The 21,672-nt window shown below is 61.2% G+C and carries 21 protein-coding genes; 11 read left to right on the top strand and 10 right to left on the bottom strand.

The features are described 5' to 3' along the window. Positions 1 to 70 precede the first annotated feature (70 nt). The 4 genes from BWR18_RS19955 to BWR18_RS19940 are packed head-to-tail and all read left to right on the top strand — an operon-like array spanning position 71 to position 3,543. Entirely contained in the window at positions 71 to 982 is a 912-nt protein-coding gene (locus BWR18_RS19955) for a carbohydrate ABC transporter permease (RefSeq protein WP_076630598.1), read from the top strand. Beyond that, complete coding sequence (locus BWR18_RS19950) at positions 982 to 1,917, top strand: carbohydrate ABC transporter permease (RefSeq protein WP_076630597.1); 936 nt, start codon at positions 982 to 984, stop codon at positions 1,915 to 1,917. The genes BWR18_RS19955 and BWR18_RS19950 overlap by 1 nt, the downstream gene beginning before the upstream one ends. Further along, positions 1,917 to 2,660: a cytochrome b561 domain-containing protein gene (locus BWR18_RS19945; protein WP_076630596.1), complete on the top strand. Its 744-nt coding sequence runs from the start codon at positions 1,917 to 1,919 to the stop codon at positions 2,658 to 2,660. The genes BWR18_RS19950 and BWR18_RS19945 overlap by 1 nt, the downstream gene beginning before the upstream one ends. Beyond that, complete coding sequence (locus tag BWR18_RS19940) at positions 2,620 to 3,543, top strand: SMP-30/gluconolactonase/LRE family protein (protein ID WP_076630595.1); 924 nt, start codon at positions 2,620 to 2,622, stop codon at positions 3,541 to 3,543. Before BWR18_RS19945 ends, BWR18_RS19940 begins: the two co-directional genes overlap by 41 nt. Here BWR18_RS19940 and gndA read toward each other — a convergent pair. Next, positions 3,532 to 4,953 carry an NADP-dependent phosphogluconate dehydrogenase gene (gene gndA, locus BWR18_RS19935; RefSeq protein WP_076630594.1) on the bottom strand — a complete coding sequence of 474 codons (1,422 nt, stop codon included), beginning with the start codon at positions 4,951 to 4,953 and terminating at the stop codon, positions 3,532 to 3,534. The genes BWR18_RS19940 and gndA overlap by 12 nt on opposite strands. A 66-nt stretch (positions 4,954 to 5,019) precedes the next feature. Here gndA and BWR18_RS19930 point away from each other — a divergent pair, with 66 nt between their 5' ends. After that, entirely contained in the window at positions 5,020 to 5,445 is a 426-nt protein-coding gene (locus BWR18_RS19930) for a GlcG/HbpS family heme-binding protein (protein WP_076630618.1), read from the top strand. Positions 5,446 to 5,490: 45 nt separating this feature from the next. Here BWR18_RS19930 and BWR18_RS19925 read toward each other — a convergent pair whose 3' ends face one another. From BWR18_RS19925 to BWR18_RS19890, 8 genes are all read right to left on the bottom strand, one after another. Next, positions 5,491 to 6,531: a glycosyltransferase family 4 protein gene (locus BWR18_RS19925; protein WP_076630593.1), complete on the bottom strand. Its 1,041-nt coding sequence runs from the start codon at positions 6,529 to 6,531 to the stop codon at positions 5,491 to 5,493. Next, a complete protein-coding gene (locus BWR18_RS19920) occupies positions 6,528 to 8,063 on the bottom strand; it encodes an ABC transporter permease (protein ID WP_076630592.1) in 1,536 nt (511 codons plus the stop codon). The genes BWR18_RS19925 and BWR18_RS19920 overlap by 4 nt, the downstream gene beginning before the upstream one ends. Continuing rightward, complete coding sequence (locus tag BWR18_RS19915; RefSeq protein WP_076630591.1) at positions 8,060 to 8,803, bottom strand: ABC transporter ATP-binding protein; 744 nt, start codon at positions 8,801 to 8,803, stop codon at positions 8,060 to 8,062. The genes BWR18_RS19920 and BWR18_RS19915 overlap by 4 nt, the downstream gene beginning before the upstream one ends. A gap of 24 nt (positions 8,804 to 8,827) precedes the next feature. Further along, complete coding sequence (locus BWR18_RS19910; protein WP_076630590.1) at positions 8,828 to 9,817, bottom strand: ABC transporter substrate-binding protein; 990 nt, start codon at positions 9,815 to 9,817, stop codon at positions 8,828 to 8,830. After that, positions 9,814 to 10,713 (bottom strand): lysylphosphatidylglycerol synthase transmembrane domain-containing protein, encoded by a 900-nt coding sequence (locus BWR18_RS19905; RefSeq protein ID WP_076630589.1) that lies wholly within the window; start codon positions 10,711 to 10,713, stop codon positions 9,814 to 9,816. Before BWR18_RS19905 ends, BWR18_RS19910 begins: the two co-directional genes overlap by 4 nt. Before the next feature lie 2 nt (positions 10,714 to 10,715). Further along, positions 10,716 to 12,329, bottom strand: coding sequence for a sulfatase-like hydrolase/transferase (locus tag BWR18_RS19900; RefSeq protein ID WP_076630588.1), 1,614 nt, complete (start codon positions 12,327 to 12,329; stop codon positions 10,716 to 10,718). Continuing rightward, a complete protein-coding gene (locus BWR18_RS19895; protein WP_157598953.1) occupies positions 12,326 to 13,048 on the bottom strand; it encodes a CDP-alcohol phosphatidyltransferase family protein in 723 nt (240 codons plus the stop codon). The genes BWR18_RS19900 and BWR18_RS19895 overlap by 4 nt, the downstream gene beginning before the upstream one ends. Positions 13,049 to 13,141: 93 nt before the next feature. Beyond that, on the bottom strand, positions 13,142 to 13,900 hold the full coding sequence (locus tag BWR18_RS19890) for an endonuclease/exonuclease/phosphatase family protein (protein ID WP_076630586.1): 759 nt from the start codon (positions 13,898 to 13,900) through the stop codon (positions 13,142 to 13,144). Between the two features lie 165 nt (positions 13,901 to 14,065). Between BWR18_RS19890 and BWR18_RS19885 the strand changes: the two genes are divergently transcribed. Then, on the top strand, positions 14,066 to 14,587 hold the full coding sequence (locus BWR18_RS19885; RefSeq protein ID WP_254685011.1) for a YceI family protein: 522 nt from the start codon (positions 14,066 to 14,068) through the stop codon (positions 14,585 to 14,587). Between the two features lie 362 nt (positions 14,588 to 14,949). Here the strand turns inward: BWR18_RS19885 and BWR18_RS19880 are convergent, their stop codons facing one another. Further along, positions 14,950 to 16,116, bottom strand: coding sequence for an ATP-binding protein (locus BWR18_RS19880; protein WP_083957945.1), 1,167 nt, complete (start codon positions 16,114 to 16,116; stop codon positions 14,950 to 14,952). Between the two features lie 251 nt (positions 16,117 to 16,367). Between BWR18_RS19880 and BWR18_RS19875 the strand changes: the two genes are divergently transcribed. The 5 genes from BWR18_RS19875 (at position 16,368) to BWR18_RS19855 (ending at position 21,580) form a co-directional block, all read left to right on the top strand. Continuing rightward, a complete protein-coding gene (locus BWR18_RS19875) occupies positions 16,368 to 17,528 on the top strand; it encodes an ABC transporter substrate-binding protein (protein ID WP_076630583.1) in 1,161 nt (386 codons plus the stop codon). Positions 17,529 to 17,573: 45 nt separating this feature from the next. Next, positions 17,574 to 18,647 carry a FecCD family ABC transporter permease gene (locus BWR18_RS19870; RefSeq protein ID WP_076630582.1) on the top strand — a complete coding sequence of 358 codons (1,074 nt, stop codon included), beginning with the start codon at positions 17,574 to 17,576 and terminating at the stop codon, positions 18,645 to 18,647. Next, positions 18,644 to 19,414, top strand: coding sequence for an ABC transporter ATP-binding protein (locus tag BWR18_RS19865; protein ID WP_076630581.1), 771 nt, complete (start codon positions 18,644 to 18,646; stop codon positions 19,412 to 19,414). Before BWR18_RS19870 ends, BWR18_RS19865 begins: the two co-directional genes overlap by 4 nt. After that, the gene (locus BWR18_RS19860; RefSeq protein WP_076630580.1) at positions 19,398 to 19,871 is read left to right on the top strand and encodes a pseudoazurin; all 474 of its coding nucleotides are present in this window, start codon (positions 19,398 to 19,400) and stop codon (positions 19,869 to 19,871) included. Before BWR18_RS19865 ends, BWR18_RS19860 begins: the two co-directional genes overlap by 17 nt. A gap of 134 nt (positions 19,872 to 20,005) precedes the next feature. Beyond that, positions 20,006 to 21,580, top strand: a complete 1,575-nt coding sequence (locus tag BWR18_RS19855; protein ID WP_076630579.1) for an ABC-F family ATP-binding cassette domain-containing protein — start codon at positions 20,006 to 20,008, stop codon at positions 21,578 to 21,580. Positions 21,581 to 21,672: the final 92 nt, after the last annotated feature.

Here is a 21,672-nt window from a genome sequence, read left to right as displayed (position 1 = left end):
GCCGGGGCGTGTGGTGTCACGCCCGCGCCCCGGTCCTTTGACCCCTTCACGACCTTGGAAAGATCGACCCATGCGCACCGCGATGGCCAACCGATTGACGCCCTACATGTTCATGGCACCCGCCGCGATCATCATGGCAATCGCGCTGATGTACCCGCTGGGCTACATGGTCTGGGGTAGTTTTCGCGACTGGAACCCCAGCCAGACCATCGGCGAGGCGGAGTTCGTGGGCCTCAAGAACTACATCTTCCTGTGGAACGACCCGAACTTTCACGAAAGCCTGGGCGTCACCCTGCGCTTTGCCTTCTTCGTCGTCACAATCGAGATGATCATCGGCGTGGGCCTCGCCCTGCTGCTCGACCGCGAGATCAGGGGCATCTCGGTCCTGCGCACCATGTTCATCCTGCCCATGATGATCGCCCCTGTCGTGGTAGGTCTGATGTGGCGCTACATGTACCATCCAACGGTCGGCACGTTTAACCGTTTCCTCGACAGCATCGGCCTGCCGCGCGTGGATTGGCTGGGGGACTATGCGCTAACGTCGGTCATCATCGCCGACATCTGGCAATGGACGCCCTTCATCTTCATCCTGTCGCTCGCCGCCCTGCAATCACTGCCCCGCTCTGCGTTGGAAGCGGCACGTATCGACGGCGCAACCGGCTGGCAACAGATCATCCACATCAAGCTCCCGCTGATGATGCCCGTCCTGATCGTCACCGCGCTCTTGCGCCTGATCGACGCCTTCAAGGTGCTGGAGGTGATCCTTGTGATGACCGAGGGCGGACCTGGCCTGTCCACCGAAATCCTGGCGCTGCGGATCAGTCGCACCGCCACCGAATTCCGCGAACTTGGCGTTGCGGCGGCCATGTCGAATTACCTGCTGATCCTGCTGCTCTTGCTGACGGTGGGCATGTTCGCCTTCAACCGCTGGCAGGAAGCACGCGCCGCCCGGTTGAATGCGCTGGTCGAGGAGGAAAGCTGATGTCCACCCCCAACTCCCGCGCAAATCCTGCCTTCTACGCGGTCATTGCCCTTCTGGTCTTCATGTCCGTAGGCCCTGTGATCCTGATGTTCATGAATTCGTTCAAGCTGGACGTAGACATCATATCGGGCACCTCCGGCCTGATCTTCTTGCCGACGATCCAGAACTACGAAAAGGCGCTCTGCGACGTGCTCTGGTACGAGCCGGACCACATTGATTTCTGTTCGCTCAAGTTCGGAAACGCCTTTATCAACTCGCTGATCATCGCGCTGATCTCGACCGCGCTGACCCTCGTGATCGGGTGCATGGCGGCCTATGCGCTGGTGCGGTTCCGGTTCATGGGGCGAGACACTGTATCACTCAGCACGCTGATGGTCCGCATGGTGCCGCCTGCCGTGCTGCTCGTCCCTGTTTTCGGTTTGTGGAATAACGAGTTCTGTTTGGACCGCGATGGCATCGTCGGAGGAGCGATCCGAGACGCGTTTGGTGGCCGGGGTGATGTCTGCCTTGCAGGCACTCACTCCGGCATCATCCTGATCTACGTGGCAATGAACCTGCCCTTCGTAATCTGGATCCTGCAAAGTTTCATCGTCCAGGTGCCCCGTTCGCTTGAGGAAGCGGCGCGCGTCGATGGGGCAGGGCCATTCCAGGTGTTCTTCAAAGTCGTCCTGCCCCTGATCAAACCCGGCCTCGCCGCCGCTGCTATTTTCACCTTCCGGATCGCATGGAACGAATACTTGCTCGCCTCGGCCCTTTCAGACCGCGATACGCGCACTGTGCCGATCCTGATCGTAAACAACATGTCCGAGTTCAATGTTGAATGGGGGGTCATCATGGCGACCGGTATGCTGCTGGCAATCCCGCCCATCATCTTTACCCTGTTGGCCAGCCGCCAGATCATCACTGGCATGACCGCCGGGGCGGTCAAAGGCTGATGGACTGGCTCCTCGCCCCCATTGATCCAACCCGCGCGCATGAGGTGGGCTTTGCCATCTCGTGGCACGCACGGTCGATGGTGCTGGCCTGGGGCATTCTGGCGCCTATGGCCGTGATCATCGCGCGGTTTTTCAAAGTCTTGCCCGGGCAGGACTGGCCACGCGAGGTGGACAACCTGGTCTGGTGGCGCAGCCACTGGATGGGCCAGTCGCTTGTCGTGGGTCTGTCGATCCTCGGCCTCGCGCTTGTGCTGCCCAGCGACTTTGGGTCAATGAGCCTGCACAACTGGCTGGGTTACGCGGTGCTCGTCGGTGCTGCAACGCAGGTTATTCTCGGCCTCGTTCGCGGCTCCAAAGGTGGGCCAACTGACACACAGATGCGCGGACACCACTACGACATGACCCCGTGGCGGCGCATGTTCGAAGCGCTGCACAAGGGCATCGGATACACCGTCATCCTGCTGGCGATCATCACGATTGTCTTGGGCTTGTGGAAAGCCAATGGCCCGGTCTGGATGTGGCTGGTTTTGGGGATATGGTGGACCGCATTGGCGATGGGCTTCTTCAGAATGCAAAAGCGCGGCATGGCAATCGACACCTATCAGGCGATCTGGGGTACGGACCCCACACATCCCGGCAACCAGGGGCCACCTCCGGGCTGGGGCGTTCGTCGGTATGGCGAGACTATGGAAGGAAAAGAGGATGTTCGGCGTGATCGAGGGGACCGGGTTCGAAGTCATTGAACCCGAATTTGCGGAGTGCTTTGTCGGCCACGCCCGGGTCGAACGGCTGTGGACTGGAGCCAGGTGGTCGGAAGGGCCGGTATGGTTCGCAGCCGGGCGGTACCTCCTATGGTCCGACATCCCCAACAACCGCATCCTGCGCTACGACGATACCGACGGGTCAGTGTCAACTTTCCGCCAGCCCTCGAACAATTCCAACGGACACACGGTTGATCGACAGGGCCGCCTTGTGTCTTGCGAACACCTCGCCCGCAGGGTCACGCGCACCGAACATGACGGAAGGATCACCGTCATTGCGGACAGCTACCAGGGCAAACGGCTAAACTCTCCCAATGACGTCGTGGTCAAATCAGACGGCTCGGTCTGGTTCACCGACCCCAGCTACGGCATCCTGATGGACTACGAAGGTGACAGGGCCGACAGCGAAATCGGCGCCTGCCACGTCTACCGCGTGGATCCATCGGGTGAGATCACAATCGCCGCCGATGATTATGTCAAACCCAACGGCCTCGCCTTTTCGCCCGACGAGTCGATACTCTACATCGCCGACACCGGCATCACACACGATCCGGATGGCGCCAAGCATATCCGCCGTCACACCGTGAACGCCGATGGCACACTTTCTGGCGGCAACGTCTTCGCAACTTGCACCGAAGGGCTGTTTGACGGTTTCCGCATCGACACCGATGGCCGCATTTGGAGTTCAGCTGCCGACGGCGTGCATTGCATCAATTCCGACGGCGTCCTGATCGGCAAGGTGCATATCCCCGAACTGGTCGGGAATGTCTGTTTCGGCGGCGAAAAGCTGAACAGGCTGTTTATCGCCGGGACAACCTCACTGTATTCCGTATTCCTCAACGTGAACGGCGTCTCACCCCTGTAGGTGTTGATCCAGCCAGGGACCGTGATGACTGCCATCTTTGTCGGTGCGCTCAAAACTGTGGGCGCCGAAGTAATCACGCTGCGCTTGTAGCATGTTTGCCGTGGTGCGCGCGCTGGTCAGCGTGTCGAAATAGTTCAAAGCGGCAGCAAGCGCTGGCACGGGTTGCCCTGCGCCCATCGCGACGACGGCGACCTTGCGCAGCCCCGCAACGTTCTTGCGCAACACGTCCGCGAAATAGGGCGCCAGCGCAAGGTTCTGCTCCGGCGCGTCGGTAAGCGCCGACGCCATGTCGTTCAGCATAGCCGAACGAATGATGCACCCCTCGCGCCACACCTTGGCAATCTCTGCCATGGGCAAGTCCCAGTCATATTCTGCGCGCGCTTTAATTAGCAGTTCAAAGCCTTGGGCATAGCACAGCACCTTGCCCGCAATCAGCGCTTGTTCCAGATCGTCCAGGCTGAGCGTGCCGTCAGCCATCGCCCCACCGGTCGGACCAAACGCCTTGGCCCCGGCCAGACGCAAATCGCGCTGCGCCGACATGTTGCGCGCAACGACAGCCGCTTCGATCACAGGCACAGGCGCGCCCAGCATCTGGCTCTCGATCACAGTCCAACGCCCGGTGCCTTTCTGGCCCGCACGATCAAGGATCATGTCCAGCATCGGATTGCCCGTCTCGGGATCAGTCGCGGCAGACACCTTGCCTGAAATCTCGATCAGGTAGCTCTGCAACAACCCCTTGTTCCAGCGATCAAAGACAGCGCCGCAGGCCGCCGCATCCATTCCCATCCCATCACGCATCACGCCATAGGCTTCGGCAATCAGCTGCATATCGGCATATTCGATTCCATTGTGCACCGTCTTGACGAAATGCCCGGCCCCACCCGTGCCCATGTAGGTGGCACAGGGCTGGCCCTCGTATTTGGCCGAGATGGCCTTTAGAATATGCGCGACACGATCCCAAGCCTCTGGCGTGCCGCCGCCCATGATGGAAGGGCCGAACCGTGCGCCTTCCGCGCCCCCGGACACACCGATGCCAAGAAACGGAACGCCCGCCTCTTCCGACGCTTTTGCCCGACGTTCACTGTCATGGAAATTCGCGTTGCCCGCATCAATGACCATGTCATCCACATCCAGCAGAGGGCGTAGCTGTTCGATCTGCGCATCGACGGCATCACCTGCGGGCACCATAAGGATGATGTTTCGGGGGCTGGCCAGCCCCTTCACAAAATCCTCCAATTCCGCGTGGCCTGTGATCCGCCGGGCCAGATCACCGGCCTTCTCCATGAACTCCGGGATACGGGCCGCGGTCCGATTGTGCACCGCAACCGCAAAACCATTATCCGCGATGTTGAGCGCCAGCATAGCCCCCATCGTCCCCAACCCGATCACGCCGATTTCTGCTGCAGACATGTGCTTTCCTCTTCCCGGAACTGCTGTTATGTTACCGATAACAAAGAGAGCCTGAGGATGGAACCCATGCATGTTGAAAACTCGCTTGTCCTCACACACGGGGCGGTCTTGGCAATGTTGCAGGCGTCAGTCTTGCGAGCCGAGGAAATGGGCCAACCGCAATGCATTGTAATCGTGGACGCAAGCGGCGTCACGCTTGGTCAGATCCGCATGTCCGGAGCAAAATTCCTCAGCCTCAAAAGCGCTGAGGCCAAGGCGCGCACCGCTGCCTCTATCCGCGCGCCCAGCGACGCCATTCCCGAAGCGGTTGGTCTTGCCATTGCTGCTGCAACGGACAATGCAGTGACGCGATTGGGCGGCGGGCTGCCCATTGTTATTAACGGCGCATGTGTCGGAGGTGTCGGCGTTGGATCAGGCTCTGCCGACCAGGACAAGGATGTTGCCAACGCCGCGCTCGTTGCCATTGGCGCAACATATCAAAATAACACATAATTCTCATTATTAGGACGGTATGTTCATACTTAGAACTCGCCATCCCTAAATGACGCACCCGCCAATCACCGTTTCAAACAACCGCGCCGCATCCCGCCATCGGGGAAGCGTCGCAGCTTCTTTCACTGACAGCCGGGACAATTCAACTGCTTTGGATTCGTCTTGCAGGATCTGCCGCAGCGTGGTCGCCAACGCTGCGGGATCATCTGGCGGGACAAGCACAGCTGCTTTCCCGACCGTTTCGGGAACAGCGCCGACCCGGCATGACACAACCGGCAGACCATATGCCATGGCCTCGCCCAAAACCATGCCATACCCCTCGTACCGGGTCGCAAGCGCGAAAACATGTGCAGCATTGAAACGGCTGGAAAGTCCAGACGGATCAACTTCGCCAGAAAACGTCACACGATCATCAATGCATAATGCACGGGCCTGAACATAGAGTGCAGTCGCATAATCCGCATCATGTGTCTTGCCCACGATGTCCGCCTGCCATTCCAGGTCTCGCAGTTGGCCAAGGGCCGTCAGCAAAACGTCATGCCCCTTGCGCGGCGCCAGAAGTCCGACAGACAAAATGAGCTGAGGGTTGCAGGGTTCACGATTGACAATCGGTCTGTCAAATCCAGGCGGTGCCACCGTGATCCTGTCTAGATCGGCACCCAAATCGCGACATAAGACGCGCGCCGTTTCAGGACTTGGTACAATGACATGTTCGGTTTGACGCAGAGCCGCTGCTTCGTTTTGCAACAGAAAGTCGGCACGCGCCTTGGGCAAGCCCGTCTCAAGGCCCAGAGGATGATGAACCATGGCAATCACCGGCGCAGCGACCTCGGCCAGCCCGATCGGGTCAATTGCACCAAAAACAAGACCATCCAGTATGATAGGCAAATGCGCCGGAACCGCCCGCAACGCATCAAGGGTCATTGCCATGTCCGACGCGGTAGGATCAGGAAAGCTGTCGGGCAATTGTAAATGCGCCGTTGTACAACCCATCTCGTTCAACTCGGCCAGCACGCGTGCCTCATAGATGAAGCCGCCAGTGCGACGATCCTTGTCGCCCGGGATGGCGAAAACGGCCCGCGTCATGTCACCTGCTCGCTTGCGTAGATGCGCAGCACAGCGCGTTCCAGTGTCGCGACCAGTGCGTAGACGGCCACGGCCACCAGCGCCAGCACCGCCACACAGGACCAGAGCATATTGTAGTTCGATGTGCTCGCGGTCATCGCCATCAGAACGCCAATCCCCTTACCCGTCGCCAGCCACTCCACCGTCGTCACCGCCAGCAACGCCGCTGGCACAGCCATGCGCGCCGACGCGAAAAAGGCGGGCAGCATAGCCGGGACCTGGGCTGCGCGCAGCAACGCCCACCGCCCTGCCCCATAGCTTCTGAACAGATCAGTAATCTGCCCGGGCGTCTGGCGCAGACCCTGTTGGCAGGCGACGAAGGTGGGAAAAAAGATCATCACCGCAACCACGACCATCGTGCCCACCAGCCCCCGACCAAAGGCCAGCACCAGCAACGGCGCAGTCGTGATGATCGGCACAGCGCGCAAGGCGACAGCAACGGGCATCATCGCCCCACTCAGGGCCGGAGACAGCACCAGGAGAACCGCGAGAGCCGCGCCCAGAGCAAGGCCTGCGATGTACCCCGGCGCGGCGAAGGACAGGGTTTCGCCAAGTGCCGACAGCAGTATGCTGCGGTTGTTCGCGTCCATCAGGAAGATCCAGACATCACCCGGCCGCTTGGCAAAGAAGCGGTTTAGGTCAAAGGCGTCCATCGACACCTGCCAGAGGGACAAGCCCAAGGCCACGATAAACGCAATCTCGGCGACGCGGGTCAGGGGCCCGCGCGAGCCTATTGATGTGGGCGCGGACAGCAAGATGACAGGCCGGTATCCGACCAGCCGCTGGCCGACCCATCCGATCAGCGCATAGCCTGCCATGGCGAGCAAGGCGGAGATCAGCGCAAGCGTCCACGTGGCATCAGTGTCCAACCCCCGCATCGCGCGCAGCGTCAGCACGCCAAGGCCCCGCTCCGCCCCGGTGAACTCGCCGATCATGGCGCCGAGGAAGGCGGCAGGCGCGCTGATTTGCAGCCCCACGAACAGGTAAGGCAGGCTGGCGCGCGCGCGGATGCGGACCAGTGTGGCCAGTGCCCCGCGCCCGTAGACGCGCATGAGATCGGTCCAAGTCTGCGACACCGAACGAAGGCCAACAAGGAAGGTGAGCAGTGTCGTATAGTAAACGGCCAGTGCGGCGAGCGTGATTTGCGGGCCGGTGCCAGTGCCGAAAAGCACGCGCAGGATTGGACCGCTGGCGATAAGCGGAATGCAGAAGATCAAGAGCGCCAGCGAATTTAGGGTGCGTTCGCTGCGCGGTACCAGCATAATCGCGGCGCCCAGCACCATGGCGCCAAGGTTTCCCCAAACAAAGCCCCACGCGGCGTTGATTGATGTTTCGACCGTCGCGCGAATAAGCAGTGCGGCATTGTCACGGGTGTAAGCCATGATGGCGAACGGGCTGCTGACAAGCGCATTGCCGGGCACGACGCGGGCGATTAGGTCCCACAGAATAAGTGCCAGAAGCGCCCAGCCGATGATGCGCAGCGCGGACGTCATGTGTCCTCGAGCGCCGCGAAAACCCGGCGCGAGGACGCGAGAAAGTCGCGCGTTTCGAACTGGTCGGCGTGGCGCGGGCCAGTCAGTTCAATGGGGATATCGGCGACGATGCGCGCCGGCCTCGGAGACAACACCAGAACCCGATCAGAAAGCAAGACCGCCTCTTGCACGGAATGGGTGATCAGGACGACCGTCGCGCCGCGCGACCGCCAGAGCGGCGGCAGGTCCGCGTTGAGCCGCCTGCGCGTCATCGCATCGACTGCGCCAAACGGCTCATCGAGCAGCAGCACATCAGGTGCGGAGACGAGGCTGCGGGCAATGGCTGCGCGTTGACGCATGCCGCCGGACAATTCAGCCGGGCGGTGGTCCGCGAAACCGTCCAGACCGACCAAGTCGATCAGCGCATCGACATCACCCACTGGTTTGCGGGCCAGTTCGGCCCCCAGTGCAATATTGGCGCGCACGCTGCGCCACGGCAGCAGCGACGGATCCTGAAACGCCATAGCCAGACCGCCTCGCCTGGCGACTGTTTTTGGCGGGTCGGATCCAAGCGTGATTGTGCCGTCATCCGGCGCCTCCAGTCCCGCGATCATCCGCAAGATCGTTGATTTACCGCAACCCGACGGACCCACAAGCGCCGTGGTTTGCCCTGCGGCAAGCGTGACGGAAAAGGGCGCGACAACTTCGGTCGCGCCAAAACGCTTGGTGACGCTGTTGCACTGGATATTGATGCTGACCATGCCCGGACGGACCTCAGGCGTAGATCAGCCATGCACCTCTTCGAGCAGCGACCGGTCCCACAAATCCGCCGAAACATCCTGCCCGAGCAGCGCCAGAGTTTCGATATTGGAGGCGACGGTTTCATCCGTAAACCAACCAAACCCGTTCTCTGCTGTCAGATCGCTGAACATCAACGGCACCTGCCGCGCAGCCTGCAACTTCTGCGCCTCAAGGTCGAGGCCCGCGTCAGGGAACATGTCGACGGCGAGGGCCGCAGCGGCATCCGTATCGGCGAAATAGTCGTTCCAGCCCATCACCTCGCCCTTCAAAAGCGCCACCAGATCGGCGCGGCGATTGGCCAGCGCGTCTTCGGTCGCGATGTAGGTTTGCGAATGCAGGGCATAGCCATGATCGGCCATCAGCATCGTTGTGTTGTCGACCCCCTGCACCGTCATCGCGACGGGCAGATCGGTTTCCCAGCAGAGCAGGCAATCGACCTGTCCGCTCACCAACGGAGCGGGGTCGTATTGGGTCGGCACAATCTCGATGCCATTGATGTCGATGTTGTTCAGCGTGCAGAGCGCTTGCAACACAGGTGTGTTGGCCACCGCCATACCGATCCGCTTGCCGACAAGGTCTGCGGGCGTGTTCACCGGGTTGCCAGCGAGTGACGCGATGGCAAACGGGTTCTTCTGCATGGCGACGGCGATGATCTTGAACGGCGCACCCTGCGCCACGGCGGCGGCTGTGTAGTCGGCGGCGGAAATCCCGACAAGCGCAGTGCCCGACACGACGGGCGGTTCAACAGGCGCATTGGGGCCGCCCTGGCTCAGCGAAACGTCGAGGCCCAGGTCGCTCCAATACCCCTTGTCGGCGGCGATATAGCTGCCGCCGAATTGTACCGAATGCAGCCACGACAGCTGGAAGTTCACCGATGTTGCGGCAAAGGCGGGGACGCCTGCGGCAACGGTTGCAACGCCGGTGGCGCTGGTTTGAAGAAAGAAGCGGCGGGTGAGATGAGCAGGTTGTGTCATGATGTGTCAGCTTTGCCTTTCGTTGGAAGGGGGAATGAAATGCCTTGGACTAGAAGGAGACCGGCAGCCGGGAGTGCGGCGACGAAGAGCACGAGGCCGTAGGTGATGCCTGTCGCCACGCCCGCACTGGCCGGTGCGCCGATCATTGGAAAGAGGGCCGCAGCAGCCCCTTCGCGCCAGCCCCAGCCACCGATGGACAGCGGGATCAGCATGGCGGTGAGGACCAGAGGGATAAGGGTTGCCCATGCCTCAATGGGGAGCGTCACTCCGGTTGCGCGCGCGCAGGCGTAAAAGCCGAAGATAAGGCATAAAGTCGTGACGGCGCCGTGCGCGATCAGGGCGGGGCGCCGCAACAGATTGCCGGTTGTGCGAATGAACCGGGCTGTTGCCGTATTGGTCTTGGCCGTGACGGCAGCGGCGGCGATACACCCCCCAAGGACACTCAGGACAAGCCAGCCCAAGCCGCCCCACATGGGCCCGCCCGGCAAGACGAGCGCTGCGGCAAAGCCAAGCAGCATGAGCCCGAGGAGCGCGCTTTGGCCCAAGAGCCGCTCGGCCATGACCGACTGTGCCGCGCGTTTCAGATCACCCGCCTGGCGCACGCGGACCGCCCGCGTCACGTCACCCGCCACGCCGCCCGGTACGGCCAGGTTGATCAGCTGCGCCAGGTAGTACTCGCGCAAGGCCAACCCATACGCGATGCGGATATCAAATGCCCGCGCCGCAATCTGCCACCGGCTGGCCATCGCGAATGTGGCCGCCGTCACGGACAGCAACGCCAGCAGGATCCACGTAAGGTCCGCATCCTGCAGGCGGGCCAAAACACTCGGTGCGTCGGTCCACCACATGAGCAGGGCAAGCGCCCCGGCAGACACGGCGAACTTGATCCAGTGCATAGTCATTTCCCTACCATCTCCGAAACCTGCGCGTAGGTGAATGCGTCAAGAAAGGCGTTGCGAAAGCTGTCCATGCGCCGCACGGGGCCATCCGGGGAAGGAATCAGGCCGTCGGTCCACTCCCAGTGCGTGATCCGGTCAAGCACATCAGGCGGGCCGATCATATGGACGGCGACATCCTTGTTATCGCTACCCGCGACGAAGCCTGCCGCCTGGTGATCGCCCGCCACAATGATCAGCGGCGCCGCATCGCCAAGCCGCGCCACGTGCGCGAACGTTGCGCGCAGGGAGTAATCGACCGACCGGCGATAGGCATCGCGCACCGCATCCTGGTCGCGCCACAGATCCTTGGGCGCCGGGCCCCGCGCCGCCATGTCGTTAAAAATGGTCCCGTCATCGACCGCGTCCCACGGCACCATGTCCGCAATAGGGGTCCAAGGCGCGTGGGACGAGATAAGCGCGATCTGAACGAAGTCGGGTCGCGTATCGGGTGTGAGCAGCGCAGGATATGCGGCCAGTGTGAACTGGTCCGGCATGGTGACCCAGCGGAACGGATCACCTTTGTAGGGGATGTCGGAGGCAGGAAAGATCTGGTCAAAGCCCATGACCAGACTTTCGGGCCAGCCCACGGTAATCGCGGGCATGATCGCCGTCGTGCGGTAGCCCGCGTCCTGGGCGAAGTGGAACAGCCACCTTTGACCGCTGGCCAGCATGGCCTTGTACCGCCCGTTGTCGGATGTCCAAAGGCCACTGGCGAGCGCGCCGTGCGCCAGCCAGCTTTGACCGCCTGATGTTGGGGCCGTCAGCCAACCGCTTTTCATGGCCATTCCGGTTTGCGCGATCTCGGCTTGCGCCGCGTGCAGCGTTCCCAAGTGCGTCGGAGCATAGAGCGGGTTGTCAAAGCTGGCGCGCCCATAGCTTTCGATCCAGATCAGGATGACATCCCGGCCTTCAAGTGCGTTCAGCAGTCCGGAGGCGTCGGCATAGGCATCCTTTTGCGCGGCTTCTGCAAATCGCGCCAGTTCAGTCGCGGTCTGCTGCACTTCGATCCCCCGTTTGACAGTCAGGCGCGTGGTCCACGCCGTGCCGGGGGGGCTTTTGTCAAAGCGCCAATACTCCAAATGATGCCCAGCATCAGCCGCGGCCCAACCTGCGCCAAGAAGGGCCAACACCGCCGCAGACAATCGTACGGGCTTTGGCGGTGACAAACGCGCCCATGCGCGCAGGCTGCGTTCAAGGGCGAGGAAGAGCAGGATCAAGGCGAGTGCGCCGCCCATAACCGCGAGCGCGGCCAGCCCTGTACCAATGCTGTCCTGCAAAAGCGACAGGCCGGCCCCGACCAGAAACAGATCAAGCACCGGGTTGAATGTCCTGTTAAACGCGCTGAACATCCCGTAGTCGGCCACTTTGATGATCACGGCAAACACAAGCGCCAGGGCTGCAGCATAGGTCACACCCCAACGGGGGCCGATAGCAAGCGCGCCCAGCAGCAAGACGGGCAATTCCAAAGGCCAACGGTTGAGCGCGCTCCATTTCATCGTGCCGGGGTGGTTTGGCAGCACCAGCACGGCAAAGATCACCGCCGCAGCAAGAGTAAGCCCCACACCCCTTGTCATTCAGCGTGCTTCGCCAGCCACAGGATGTCGACAAGGAACGACCATACAAGCAAAACGGCCGCGATCGTGGCCACAGGAACCCCGACCATCTCCGGCGTTGGCGGAAACAGCAGCAGGATCAGGGCGGCGATCTGAACGACGCAGATTGCCTTGCGACGGATCGAATGCGGCAGGGGTGCCTGCAAGGCGGGCCAGATGACACCGGCGCAGACAAAGGCGTAGCGCATGAACCCAAGGACCAGGATCTCCACACCGGTGGTGCCCGTGACCAGCAGCAATACAGCAATCACCGCACCCAAACCGGCGTCCGTTTCCATATCGAAGCGGGCCCCAAAATCCGACGAAAGCCCGGCGCGGCGCGCCAACCAGCCGTCAACGCCGTCCAGTGCAAATGTGGCAAGCGCGACCACAAACACCAGCCAGGCAGACACCTCCGGAACCAGCACGGCGCCAAACAGAAATGCCACCATCGCCACCCGCGACAGGGTGACGACATTACACAACCCCAGCACTGGATGCACATAGCTGTGCGTCAGCCCGTAAGCTGCAATCGTTACAGCGACCGCGAATGCCGCAAGCGGCGCAGTCGCAGCGCCGAAAGTGTAGTGAGAGGCCAGAAGCAGCAGCGCCCCAAACAGCGCCGACGCGCCAAGCATGCCTCGCAACGGCGTATGGCTTTCGGTCTTGTACGCAACGATATGCGGCGTGCTACGAAACATTTGTTTTTCCAGTCATTCAGAGGCAGTACCTAGTCCCGCGCGTGGACTTGCACAGTTTGATAAACACGCGAACGGGCGGAATATTCAGGTATGTCACGAAACTGTGACAATAGCCGCAAGCGGTAAATGATCAGACGCTGCCATCACGTCGTCGGTCACTTCGGCGCGGATCTGTCGAATACGACCCGGCGCATCGGTCAGTATGCGGTCCAGTGGCAAAAGCGGTCGCCTGCTTGGAAAAGTGCGGCGCACCGGACCGCGAAACTTGGCACCCAAGAGGCGACGATTGAACATCGCCCCTCCCCACGGACGCCACTCATTGAGATCACCCAGCAAGATTGTCTGCATCGGGGCACGCCGGCGTAAATACTGACCGATGATGCGCATCTGGATCACGCGCAAGGGCTGAAACAGCGACAAGTGCGTGCTGATGATGCGCACCGGGCGGTCGCCGCACAGCGTCTCGGCCACCACAGCCCCGCGGTGGCAATGGCCCGGAAGGTCAATGACATCCATGTGCGTGCGCTTGAGTGCGGGGGACAAAAACAGGATCGTGCCCAGGAACCCATCACTCTGCGGCCCCCACCGCACAACAGGATCGTGGATGTAGTCCAGCCCCGTGCTTTCGGCGATCCGGCGCATATCAAGGATACCTGCATGGGGGCGACATTCTTCGTCAGCTTCTTGCAAGGCCAGAACGTCCAGCTGCAAAGGTGCCAGCGTTTGGTCGATTATCCGCATGATCCGGTCAGGATCGACCTTTCCATCAATGCCCTTGGCGCGGTGCACATTCCATGTGGCGCAGCGAAGCTGCCGCGGCTGCGTCCGATCAAAGCTGTATTGCTGCGTCACTGCACTATATCATCCATCATGTAACCCAAAATCACGCAACTCCGGCGACGCGCTTGCCGCTCGCATTCCAATCGGAGCGCGCACAAGAGGATATACGACATCATGCGCACAACTCTCGCAGCGACCGCCGTTTTTGCAGCCCTTGCAGCCAGCGCACAAGCGGACATGGCACGCTATGAACTCGATACAGAGCACACCAACGTCTATTTCACCATCGAACATATCGGTTACGCCCGCACGCTCGGCATCTTCACAGAGCTTGAGGGCGCCTTTTCCTATGATGTCGAAACGCAGGAACTTGGCGAAGTTGCAGTGACAATTGACGCAAGCTCGGTCAACACATTCAACGATCGGCGCGACGGGCACGTGCGCAATCAGGATTTCCTGCATGTATCGGACCACCCCGACATCACATTCGTCGCCAACGGCGGGACCGCAGAGAGCGATGTGAACGGCACGGTCACGGGCGATCTGACAATTCTGGGCGTCACGCAACCTGTGACGCTTGATGTGACGCTCAACAAAGTCGCGGAATACCCGTTCGGCCACAAACGCGAGGTGCTGGGCCTGTCGATGTCGACCACAATCCAACGCAGCGATTTCGGCATGACATATGGTGTCGACAACGGGCTTGTCGGCGACGAGGTGCGCATCAACATCGAAACGGAAGCGATGAAAATGGATTGATGTCACAAACGCTGTTCGGCCGCTTGATCAGCGCACCCAGCTAAGAATGGAACGACCAGAGCAACACGACCGGGGAGCCCTCTCCTGACACGACAGGCAAGACGTTCCGATCGTTCAGGTCTTTGACGCCTTCTTTGCGGCCGCAAACCGCGGTCACCGCAATGGCCAAACGATTGGATGGCTTGCGTCATTCCGTTCATCTTTGTGTCCTGACCTGCCTTGGTCCTGATCGGTTTACCCACCCTGACCCCGTTGGACATCACGACCGTCGCTGGCGCGTGTCTGGTTTTCATCGACAGCACTTGGCTGGCTCAAGGCACCGCTGCCGGCCTCGGCCGAATGGCCATCCTCAACGGCAAGACTTAGGTGCTGTGCCAAAGGCTCGATATCGGCACGGCAAACAAGTTTTCACCAAACGGCACCACCTGATCGTGGTCATAAAGAACAAGACCCTGCGCAAATTTCGATCTGCACGCACCTGCCAGCTTGCGCAGACCCGAGAAATCCGCAGACGTGACGGTTGCGGATGCCTTTACCTCAATGCCGACAACCTCGCCCTTGCGGCTCTCCAGCACGATGTCCACCTCGTTTCTGTCCTTGTCGCGAAAGTGGGAAAATGTGCAGCGCTGGTCGCTCCAAGAGGCGATCTTACGCAACTCGCTGAACACAAAGGTCTCAAGAATGGGGCCAAACACGGACCGGTCCCGCGCCACCACATCCGGTGACACGTCCCGCATGGCCGCCAGCAGCCCTGCATCCAAAAAATGCAGCTTCGGGGATTTGGTCATGCGCTTGAGACGATTGTTGAACCAAGGCTGTAGGCTGTGAACAAGATACAGCGCCTCAAACACGCGCATGTATTTCTGGGTTGTGACGTGGTTCAGCCCCAGCGCAGACCCGACACGCGAATAGTTCACCAACTGCCCCGAATGCTCCGCCAACACAGACAAAAGGCGCGGCATGAGCGCCACTTGCTCGATCTGCGCCACATCTCGTACATCGCGCTGGACGATGGCGTCCAGATAACTGTGATACCAGTCCTGGCGCCGCGGCCACTGCGGGCGCCGCAAAGCCTCGGGATATCCACCTGCCAGTACCCGATCCACAAGATCGGGTCCAAGCACAGGCGTGCCGGTGGTGGGCACGCGGCCAGCAAAGGCAGTATCTATAAAGCGCGATTGCTGCGCTTCGATCTCCGCCTGCGCGAGTGGGAGCAACCGAATGACGTCCATGCGACCGGCCAGAGAGTCCGCAACTTTCGGAAGTGTCATCAGATTGGCTGATCCCGTCAGCAGAAATCTGCCCGGCGTCTGGTCGTTATCGACCGCCGCCTTGATGGCCAGCAACAGATCGGGCGCGCGTTGCACCTCATCAATGACAGCGCGATCCAGACCACGTATAAAGCCAACCGGATCATCCTGTGCCGCACGCAGCACAGTGGCGTCATCCAGCGTGAGGTACGGCAGATCGTCACCTGCCAGATCCATCGCCAGCGTGGTCTTGCCCGACTGGCGTGGTCCTGCGATCATAACAACGCGGGTGTCTGACAGCGCTTCGGTGATCCTGGTTCTGGCAAATCGTGGATACACGCAGAAACCTCATGATTTCGACCGTCTGAAAGTACAGCTTCGACCAATTGAAAGTCAATATTCGACCAATTGAAACGACACTGCCGGCAAAGTGAAGCCTGCCGCCCCCTTTTCTGAAATACCTGATTATTTCGCTTTGAATTGCCTTCGACTCCCCGTACCAAGGCGGTCATAGCCAACAGGAGACCGCTATGACGTTCATCATGAATGTCAGCGGCTTCGCCTCCGCTATAGCAGCCACTGCGACCTTGCTCGCGGCAGCCCCTGACGCACATGCCGAAGCGCTGACCCTAACCGACATCGCAGGCCGCGAAGTCACTCTGACCGAAGCACCTGACAAGATCATTCTGGGCGAAGGCCGGATGATGTATTCCATCGCCGCCATCACCGACGGTAACCCGTTCGAAAAGATCGTGGGCTGGAAAGACGATCTGGTCCAATACGACCCAGACGCCTTTCGCAAGTTTCAGGCCGCCTTCCCGGAAGATGCAGACCGAATGATCAACTTCGGCAATCCCTATGCCGGTGACTTCAGCATCGAAGCGGTGTTGGAAGCGGAAGCCGATCTCTTGCTTCTGGACGTGGGCAACCTCTTCAAAGCCGAGGAAACAGGCTTGATCGAGAAGTTGGGCAAGGCCGGGGTATCCGTTGCCTTCATCGACTTCCGCCGCAACGCCACTGAAAACACGGTTCCGTCCCTCCTGATCCTTGGGCGGCTGCTGGGCGAAGAACAGGGTGCACTCGAGTTCGTCGACTTTTACGTGGCCGAAATGCGCAAGGTGACCAACGTCATTGACCAGATCCCGGCCGAAGACCGCCCGCTCGTGGTGATCGAAAATGCCGCCGGATGGCAGAACGATTTCTGCTGCTGGTCCTTCGGTCCCTACAACTACGGACGTTTCGTGGAATTGGCGGGCGGCACCAACTTCGCCTCGACCCTCGCAAACGCCTATTCAGTGGATCTTTCGATGGAAGGGATCATCGAAGCGGACCCAGACCATATCATCGGCACCGGCGCCAACTGGGCCGAAGCCAAGCCCGAAGTGACTTCGACACTGCTCGGCTACGAAGGAGACCCAGCGGTGAACGCGGAAATGATCGCGGCACTGGCGGGCCGCTCAGGGTTCAAGGATCTGCGCGCCGTGCAGAATGGAAACTACCACTCCATATACCACCAATTCTACAACTCACCCTATCACTTCGTTGCGGTGCAGCAGATTGCCAAGTGGCTCTACCCCGACGATTTTGCAGACCTTGACCCGCATGACACGTTTGACCGGATGCATGACAGGTTCATGCCCTATGACAACTCCGGCCAGTTCTGGCTCAGCGCTTCGGCGCCCGCCAACTGATCAGGACGGCCTGCGGCGTATCATGCGTCGCGGGCTTTCGCACACATGACCGCAGAGACAACCGCACCGCCCGATGCACAAGGCATCGTCACGGCCTACCGCCGCCGCTCTATTCGGCGCATGGCGTTGGTGGCCCTGGCCGCACTCGCCTTGTTCACCACAATTGTCATCGACGTGATCACCGGCCCCGCTGACCTCGGCTTCTGGCGGGTGACGCACGTCATTCTGAACCCCACGATCGCAACAGTGAAGGAAGAGGTGATTGTCTGGGACCTCCGCCTGCCCGTCGCTCTGATGGCCGTGGTCGTGGGCGCCATGCTCGGCGCCGCGGGCGCCGAGATGCAGACCATCCTGAACAACCCGCTGGCCGACCCGTTCACGCTGGGGCTGTCCTCGGCCGCGTCCTTCGGGGCGGCGCTTGCCATCGTGATGGGCCTGTCGGTCATCCCCGGCGTCGGCGGCTTCTTCGTCACCGTGAACGCGTTTGTCATGTCCATGCTCGCGTCACTGGCGCTGTTTGCCTTCACCCGCCTGCGCGGCGTCACACCCGAGGCGATGATCCTTGTGGGCATCGCAATGCTGTTCACCTTCAACGCATTGCTGGCGTTCCTCCAATACGGCGCATCAGAGTTGCAGCTGGCCCAGCTGATCTTCTGGCAACTGGGCTCCCTGGCTCGCGCCACATGGGAAAAGGTCGGCATTTGTCTGGCCGTGCTGGCCATTGTTATACCCTACTTCCTCAGCCGCAGCTGGGCACTGACCGCCCTGCGCATGGGCGAGGACAAGGCGGCGGCCCTTGGTGTGAACGTCTCGCTTTTGCGTCTCACCGTTCTGGCGGGCGTCTCGCTCCTGTCGGCCGTCGCCGTGTCCTTTGTCGGTGCGATCGCCTTTGTCGGCCTTGTCGGCCCCCACATCGCGCGCATGGTCGTGGGCGAGGACCAGCGCGGTTTCCTGCCCCTCTCGGCCCTCGCGGGCGCACTCATCCTGTCGGGCACGTCCATCGCATCCAAGGCGATCACGCCGGGCATCGTCTACCCCATCGGCATGATCACCTCACTGATCGGCATCCCGTTTTTCGTGAGCCTGATCCTCAGCCAACGCAAAAGGCACTGGCAGTGACACTCACGACGCAAAACCTCAACTTCTCTTATGACAAACGGCCCGTCCTGCGCGGCGCGGGGTTCGACGCCCTGAAGCCCGGCGAATTGACAGCACTCATTGGCCCGAACGCATCCGGTAAATCGACCCTGTTTCGGGTCATTGCGGGGCTTCTGACCCCATCGGCAGGCACGGTCACGCTTGCCGGAACAAACCTGGCCACGCTCCCAACACGCACGCGGCTCAAACGGGTGTGCTTCATGCCGCAGTTCTTTGCAGCCAACGCCGCCCTGACAGTCTTTGATGTGGTGATGATGGCCCGCAAGAACCTCGCAGGCTGGCGGGTCACGCCCGAAGACATGGAGGCCGTCGGCGCCGCACTCTATACCGCGGGCATCGGCCACCTGTCCGAGGCTTACATTTCAGAGCTCTCCGGCGGGCAGGCACAGATGGTGTCGGTCGCACAGGCCCTGATCCGGCAGGCTGACGTGTATCTCTTTGATGAGCCCACCTCCGCCCTCGACCTGCACCACCAGCTCGACGTACTGGGGCGCATCCGACACACCATCGCCACGCGCAAGGCCATCGGGATCGTCGCGCTGCACGACCTGAACCTCGCCGCGCGTTTTGCCGATCACCTGATCCTGCTGCGACACGGACAGGTGGTGGCCCAGGGCGCCCCCTGCACCGTTCTGCACAACCCTGAAATCGCGCAGACCTACGGTGTTGACATCCATATCACCACCGGCCCCAGGGAGGACCTCGTCGTTCATGCTTACGCGTCGTAGTTTCACCGTCTCACTCGCCGCGCTTGCCGGCAGCTATGCCACTGCAAAAACGGCGGCTCCAGGCGCCGAGGGGGCCAAGCACACGGTCCTCATGCTGAATGCCGACTGCAATGACCGCAATATCCTCAACGTGTTCGACCCGGCGATCCTGCATGTGGATCAGGGAGACAGTGTCACTTTCCTGGCCACGGACCCCAGCCACAACTCCGCGTCCAAGCGCGGTATGATCCCGAACGGGGCCGCGCCCTGGAACGGCGGCATAGACGAAGAAATCACCGTGACGCTCAAGGTTCCCGGCATTTATGGCTACCTCTGCCTGCCGCATTACGAACTGGGGATGGTCGGGCTGATTGTGGTCGCGCGCGACCTGTCAAACCTCGCGCAGGTGAAAAAGGTGCGCCACCCCGGCCGCGCACGCACCAATTTCCGCACGCTGCTGAACGCGCTTCAAGCGTAAGTCATTACACAACTTGTGACAGGCCGCACCGGCCCCTATTTCCAATATATCTGACCAGTACAGGACCAAGCACATGGATTGCACGCGCACGACCTGATCAACCGCCCCGGTTCCCCTGCAGCGAGCATTCCACCATGTCATCCATCATTTGTGCCAGCCTCGGCTGGAACGCGCCCGACAACAGCCCCCTTTTCACCGAACTCAACCTGACATTCGGACCGGGACGCACCGGCCTTGTCGGACGCAACGGCACGGGAAAGTCCACGCTTCTGCGTCTGATCGCAGGCGAACTTGCCCCCTCTTCGGGAACCATCACGCGGCCGCCAGCCGTCGGATTTCTGCGCCAGACCCCCGAACACCGCCCAGAGGACACATTGGCAGATCTGTTCGAGGTCCGAGACGATCTGGCCATTCTCAACCGCGCGGACCAAGGCACAGCCACCGCAGACGATCTTGCCAACGCGGACTGGACGCTTGTGGCGCGGCTGGAAACGGCCCTCACCTCAAGCGGTCTCGACCTGCCGATCAATACACCCCTCGGCGCACTGTCCGGGGGACAGCGCACACGCGCGGGTCTTGCCGCACTCATGTTTCAACACCCCGATGTCTTGCTGCTGGACGAGCCGACAAACCACTTGGATCGGGCCGGGCGCACGTATGTCATCGACGCATTGCGCGCATGGACCGGCTGCGCCATCATCGCCAGCCACGACCGCACATTGCTGGCCGGGATGGATGCCATTGTCGAATTGACCACACTCGGCGCGCGCACCTATGGCGGGAACTACACCGCCTACCGCGAGATGAAATCTGCAGAACTGGCATCAGCGCAACAGGACCTTGCCCGCGCCACCCGCTCCGTAACCGAAACAGAGGCGCGCGCCCGCCGCGCCGCCGAACGCAAGGTGCGCACAGACCGGCAAGGACGACAGTTGCGGGCGTCCGGCAGCCAGTCAAAACTCGTGCTAGATGCCGCCAAGGAGCGCAGCGAAGGGTCAGGCAGCGCGGCAGCCCGTCTACGCAATCGCCAGGTGGAAGACGCGGAAACGGCGCTGGAAACCGCCCGCAAGTCGGTGGAGGTTCTCGAACCCATGGTCATGGACATTCCAGCATCCGGCCTCGCCAAGGGGCGCGATGTGCTGCAAGTCGACAGGCTGACATTCGGCTACGCATCTGATGCCCCTATACTGCGCTACATCTCCCTCACGCTCCGAGGGCCAGAACGCATCGCGATTGTCGGACCGAACGGGTCCGGCAAATCCACGCTGCTGGCCTGCATCCACGGCGACCTTCCCGTTGTGTCCGGGTCGGTTCGGCTGCACGTCCCCGCTGCGCTTCTGGATCAGGACATGAGCCTGCTCGACCCGAACGAAACCGTGCGCGACGCCCTCGCCCGCCTCGATCCAAAAGCCAGCGAAAACGACCGGCGCGCGGTGCTCGCCCGCTTTCTGTTCCGGGGCGAGGATGCCTTGCAGCAGGTCGGCACGCTCAGCGGCGGACAACGCCTGCGCGCAGGTCTGGCCTGCACCCTCGGCCACAGCCAACCGCCCCAGCTCCTTCTTCTGGACGAACCCAACAACCACCTGGACATCGAAGCGGTCGAGACGCTCGAGGCTGCGTTGCGCGTCTTTGACGGCGCCATTCTGATCGTCAGCCACGATGACATGTTCCTTGATCAGATCGGCGTTCAGCGGCGGCTTTCGCTTTGATCAGACCCCGCGCGCGATCTTCACGACACCTTCAAGAAAAAGTGTAGCCAACGAAACCAAAGGGATACCGACATGTCTGGGCGAGGATCGGC

The sequence above is a fragment of the Tateyamaria omphalii genome (genome assembly GCF_001969365.1).
In the GTDB taxonomy this organism is placed as follows: Bacteria; Pseudomonadota; Alphaproteobacteria; order Rhodobacterales; family Rhodobacteraceae; genus Tateyamaria; species Tateyamaria omphalii_A.
Note: the sequence above shows the minus strand (reverse complement) of the source record. Positions and strands in the feature narration are given on the sequence as shown.

Coding starts and splice junctions, on each gene's coding strand:
- BWR18_RS19955 (WP_076630598.1), top strand. CDS start 71: ATGCGCACCGCGATGGCCAACCGATTGACGCCCTACATGTTCATGGCA.
- BWR18_RS19950 (WP_076630597.1), top strand. CDS start 982: ATGTCCACCCCCAACTCCCGCGCAAATCCTGCCTTCTACGCGGTCATT.
- BWR18_RS19945 (WP_076630596.1), top strand. CDS start 1,917: ATGGACTGGCTCCTCGCCCCCATTGATCCAACCCGCGCGCATGAGGTG.
- BWR18_RS19940 (WP_076630595.1), top strand. CDS start 2,620: ATGTTCGGCGTGATCGAGGGGACCGGGTTCGAAGTCATTGAACCCGAA.
- gndA (WP_076630594.1), bottom strand. CDS start 4,953: ATGTCTGCAGCAGAAATCGGCGTGATCGGGTTGGGGACGATGGGGGCT.
- BWR18_RS19930 (WP_076630618.1), top strand. CDS start 5,020: ATGCATGTTGAAAACTCGCTTGTCCTCACACACGGGGCGGTCTTGGCA.
- BWR18_RS19925 (WP_076630593.1), bottom strand. CDS start 6,531: ATGACGCGGGCCGTTTTCGCCATCCCGGGCGACAAGGATCGTCGCACT.
- BWR18_RS19920 (WP_076630592.1), bottom strand. CDS start 8,063: ATGACGTCCGCGCTGCGCATCATCGGCTGGGCGCTTCTGGCACTTATT.
- BWR18_RS19915 (WP_076630591.1), bottom strand. CDS start 8,803: ATGGTCAGCATCAATATCCAGTGCAACAGCGTCACCAAGCGTTTTGGC.
- BWR18_RS19910 (WP_076630590.1), bottom strand. CDS start 9,817: ATGACACAACCTGCTCATCTCACCCGCCGCTTCTTTCTTCAAACCAGC.
- BWR18_RS19905 (WP_076630589.1), bottom strand. CDS start 10,713: ATGCACTGGATCAAGTTCGCCGTGTCTGCCGGGGCGCTTGCCCTGCTC.
- BWR18_RS19900 (WP_076630588.1), bottom strand. CDS start 12,329: ATGACAAGGGGTGTGGGGCTTACTCTTGCTGCGGCGGTGATCTTTGCC.
- BWR18_RS19895 (WP_157598953.1), bottom strand. CDS start 13,048: ATGTTTCGTAGCACGCCGCATATCGTTGCGTACAAGACCGAAAGCCAT.
- BWR18_RS19885 (WP_254685011.1), top strand. CDS start 14,066: ATGGCACGCTATGAACTCGATACAGAGCACACCAACGTCTATTTCACC.
- BWR18_RS19880 (WP_083957945.1), bottom strand. CDS start 16,116: ATGATCGCAGGACCACGCCAGTCGGGCAAGACCACGCTGGCGATGGAT.
- BWR18_RS19875 (WP_076630583.1), top strand. CDS start 16,368: ATGACGTTCATCATGAATGTCAGCGGCTTCGCCTCCGCTATAGCAGCC.
- BWR18_RS19870 (WP_076630582.1), top strand. CDS start 17,574: ATGACCGCAGAGACAACCGCACCGCCCGATGCACAAGGCATCGTCACG.
- BWR18_RS19860 (WP_076630580.1), top strand. CDS start 19,398: ATGCTTACGCGTCGTAGTTTCACCGTCTCACTCGCCGCGCTTGCCGGC.
- BWR18_RS19855 (WP_076630579.1), top strand. CDS start 20,006: ATGTCATCCATCATTTGTGCCAGCCTCGGCTGGAACGCGCCCGACAAC.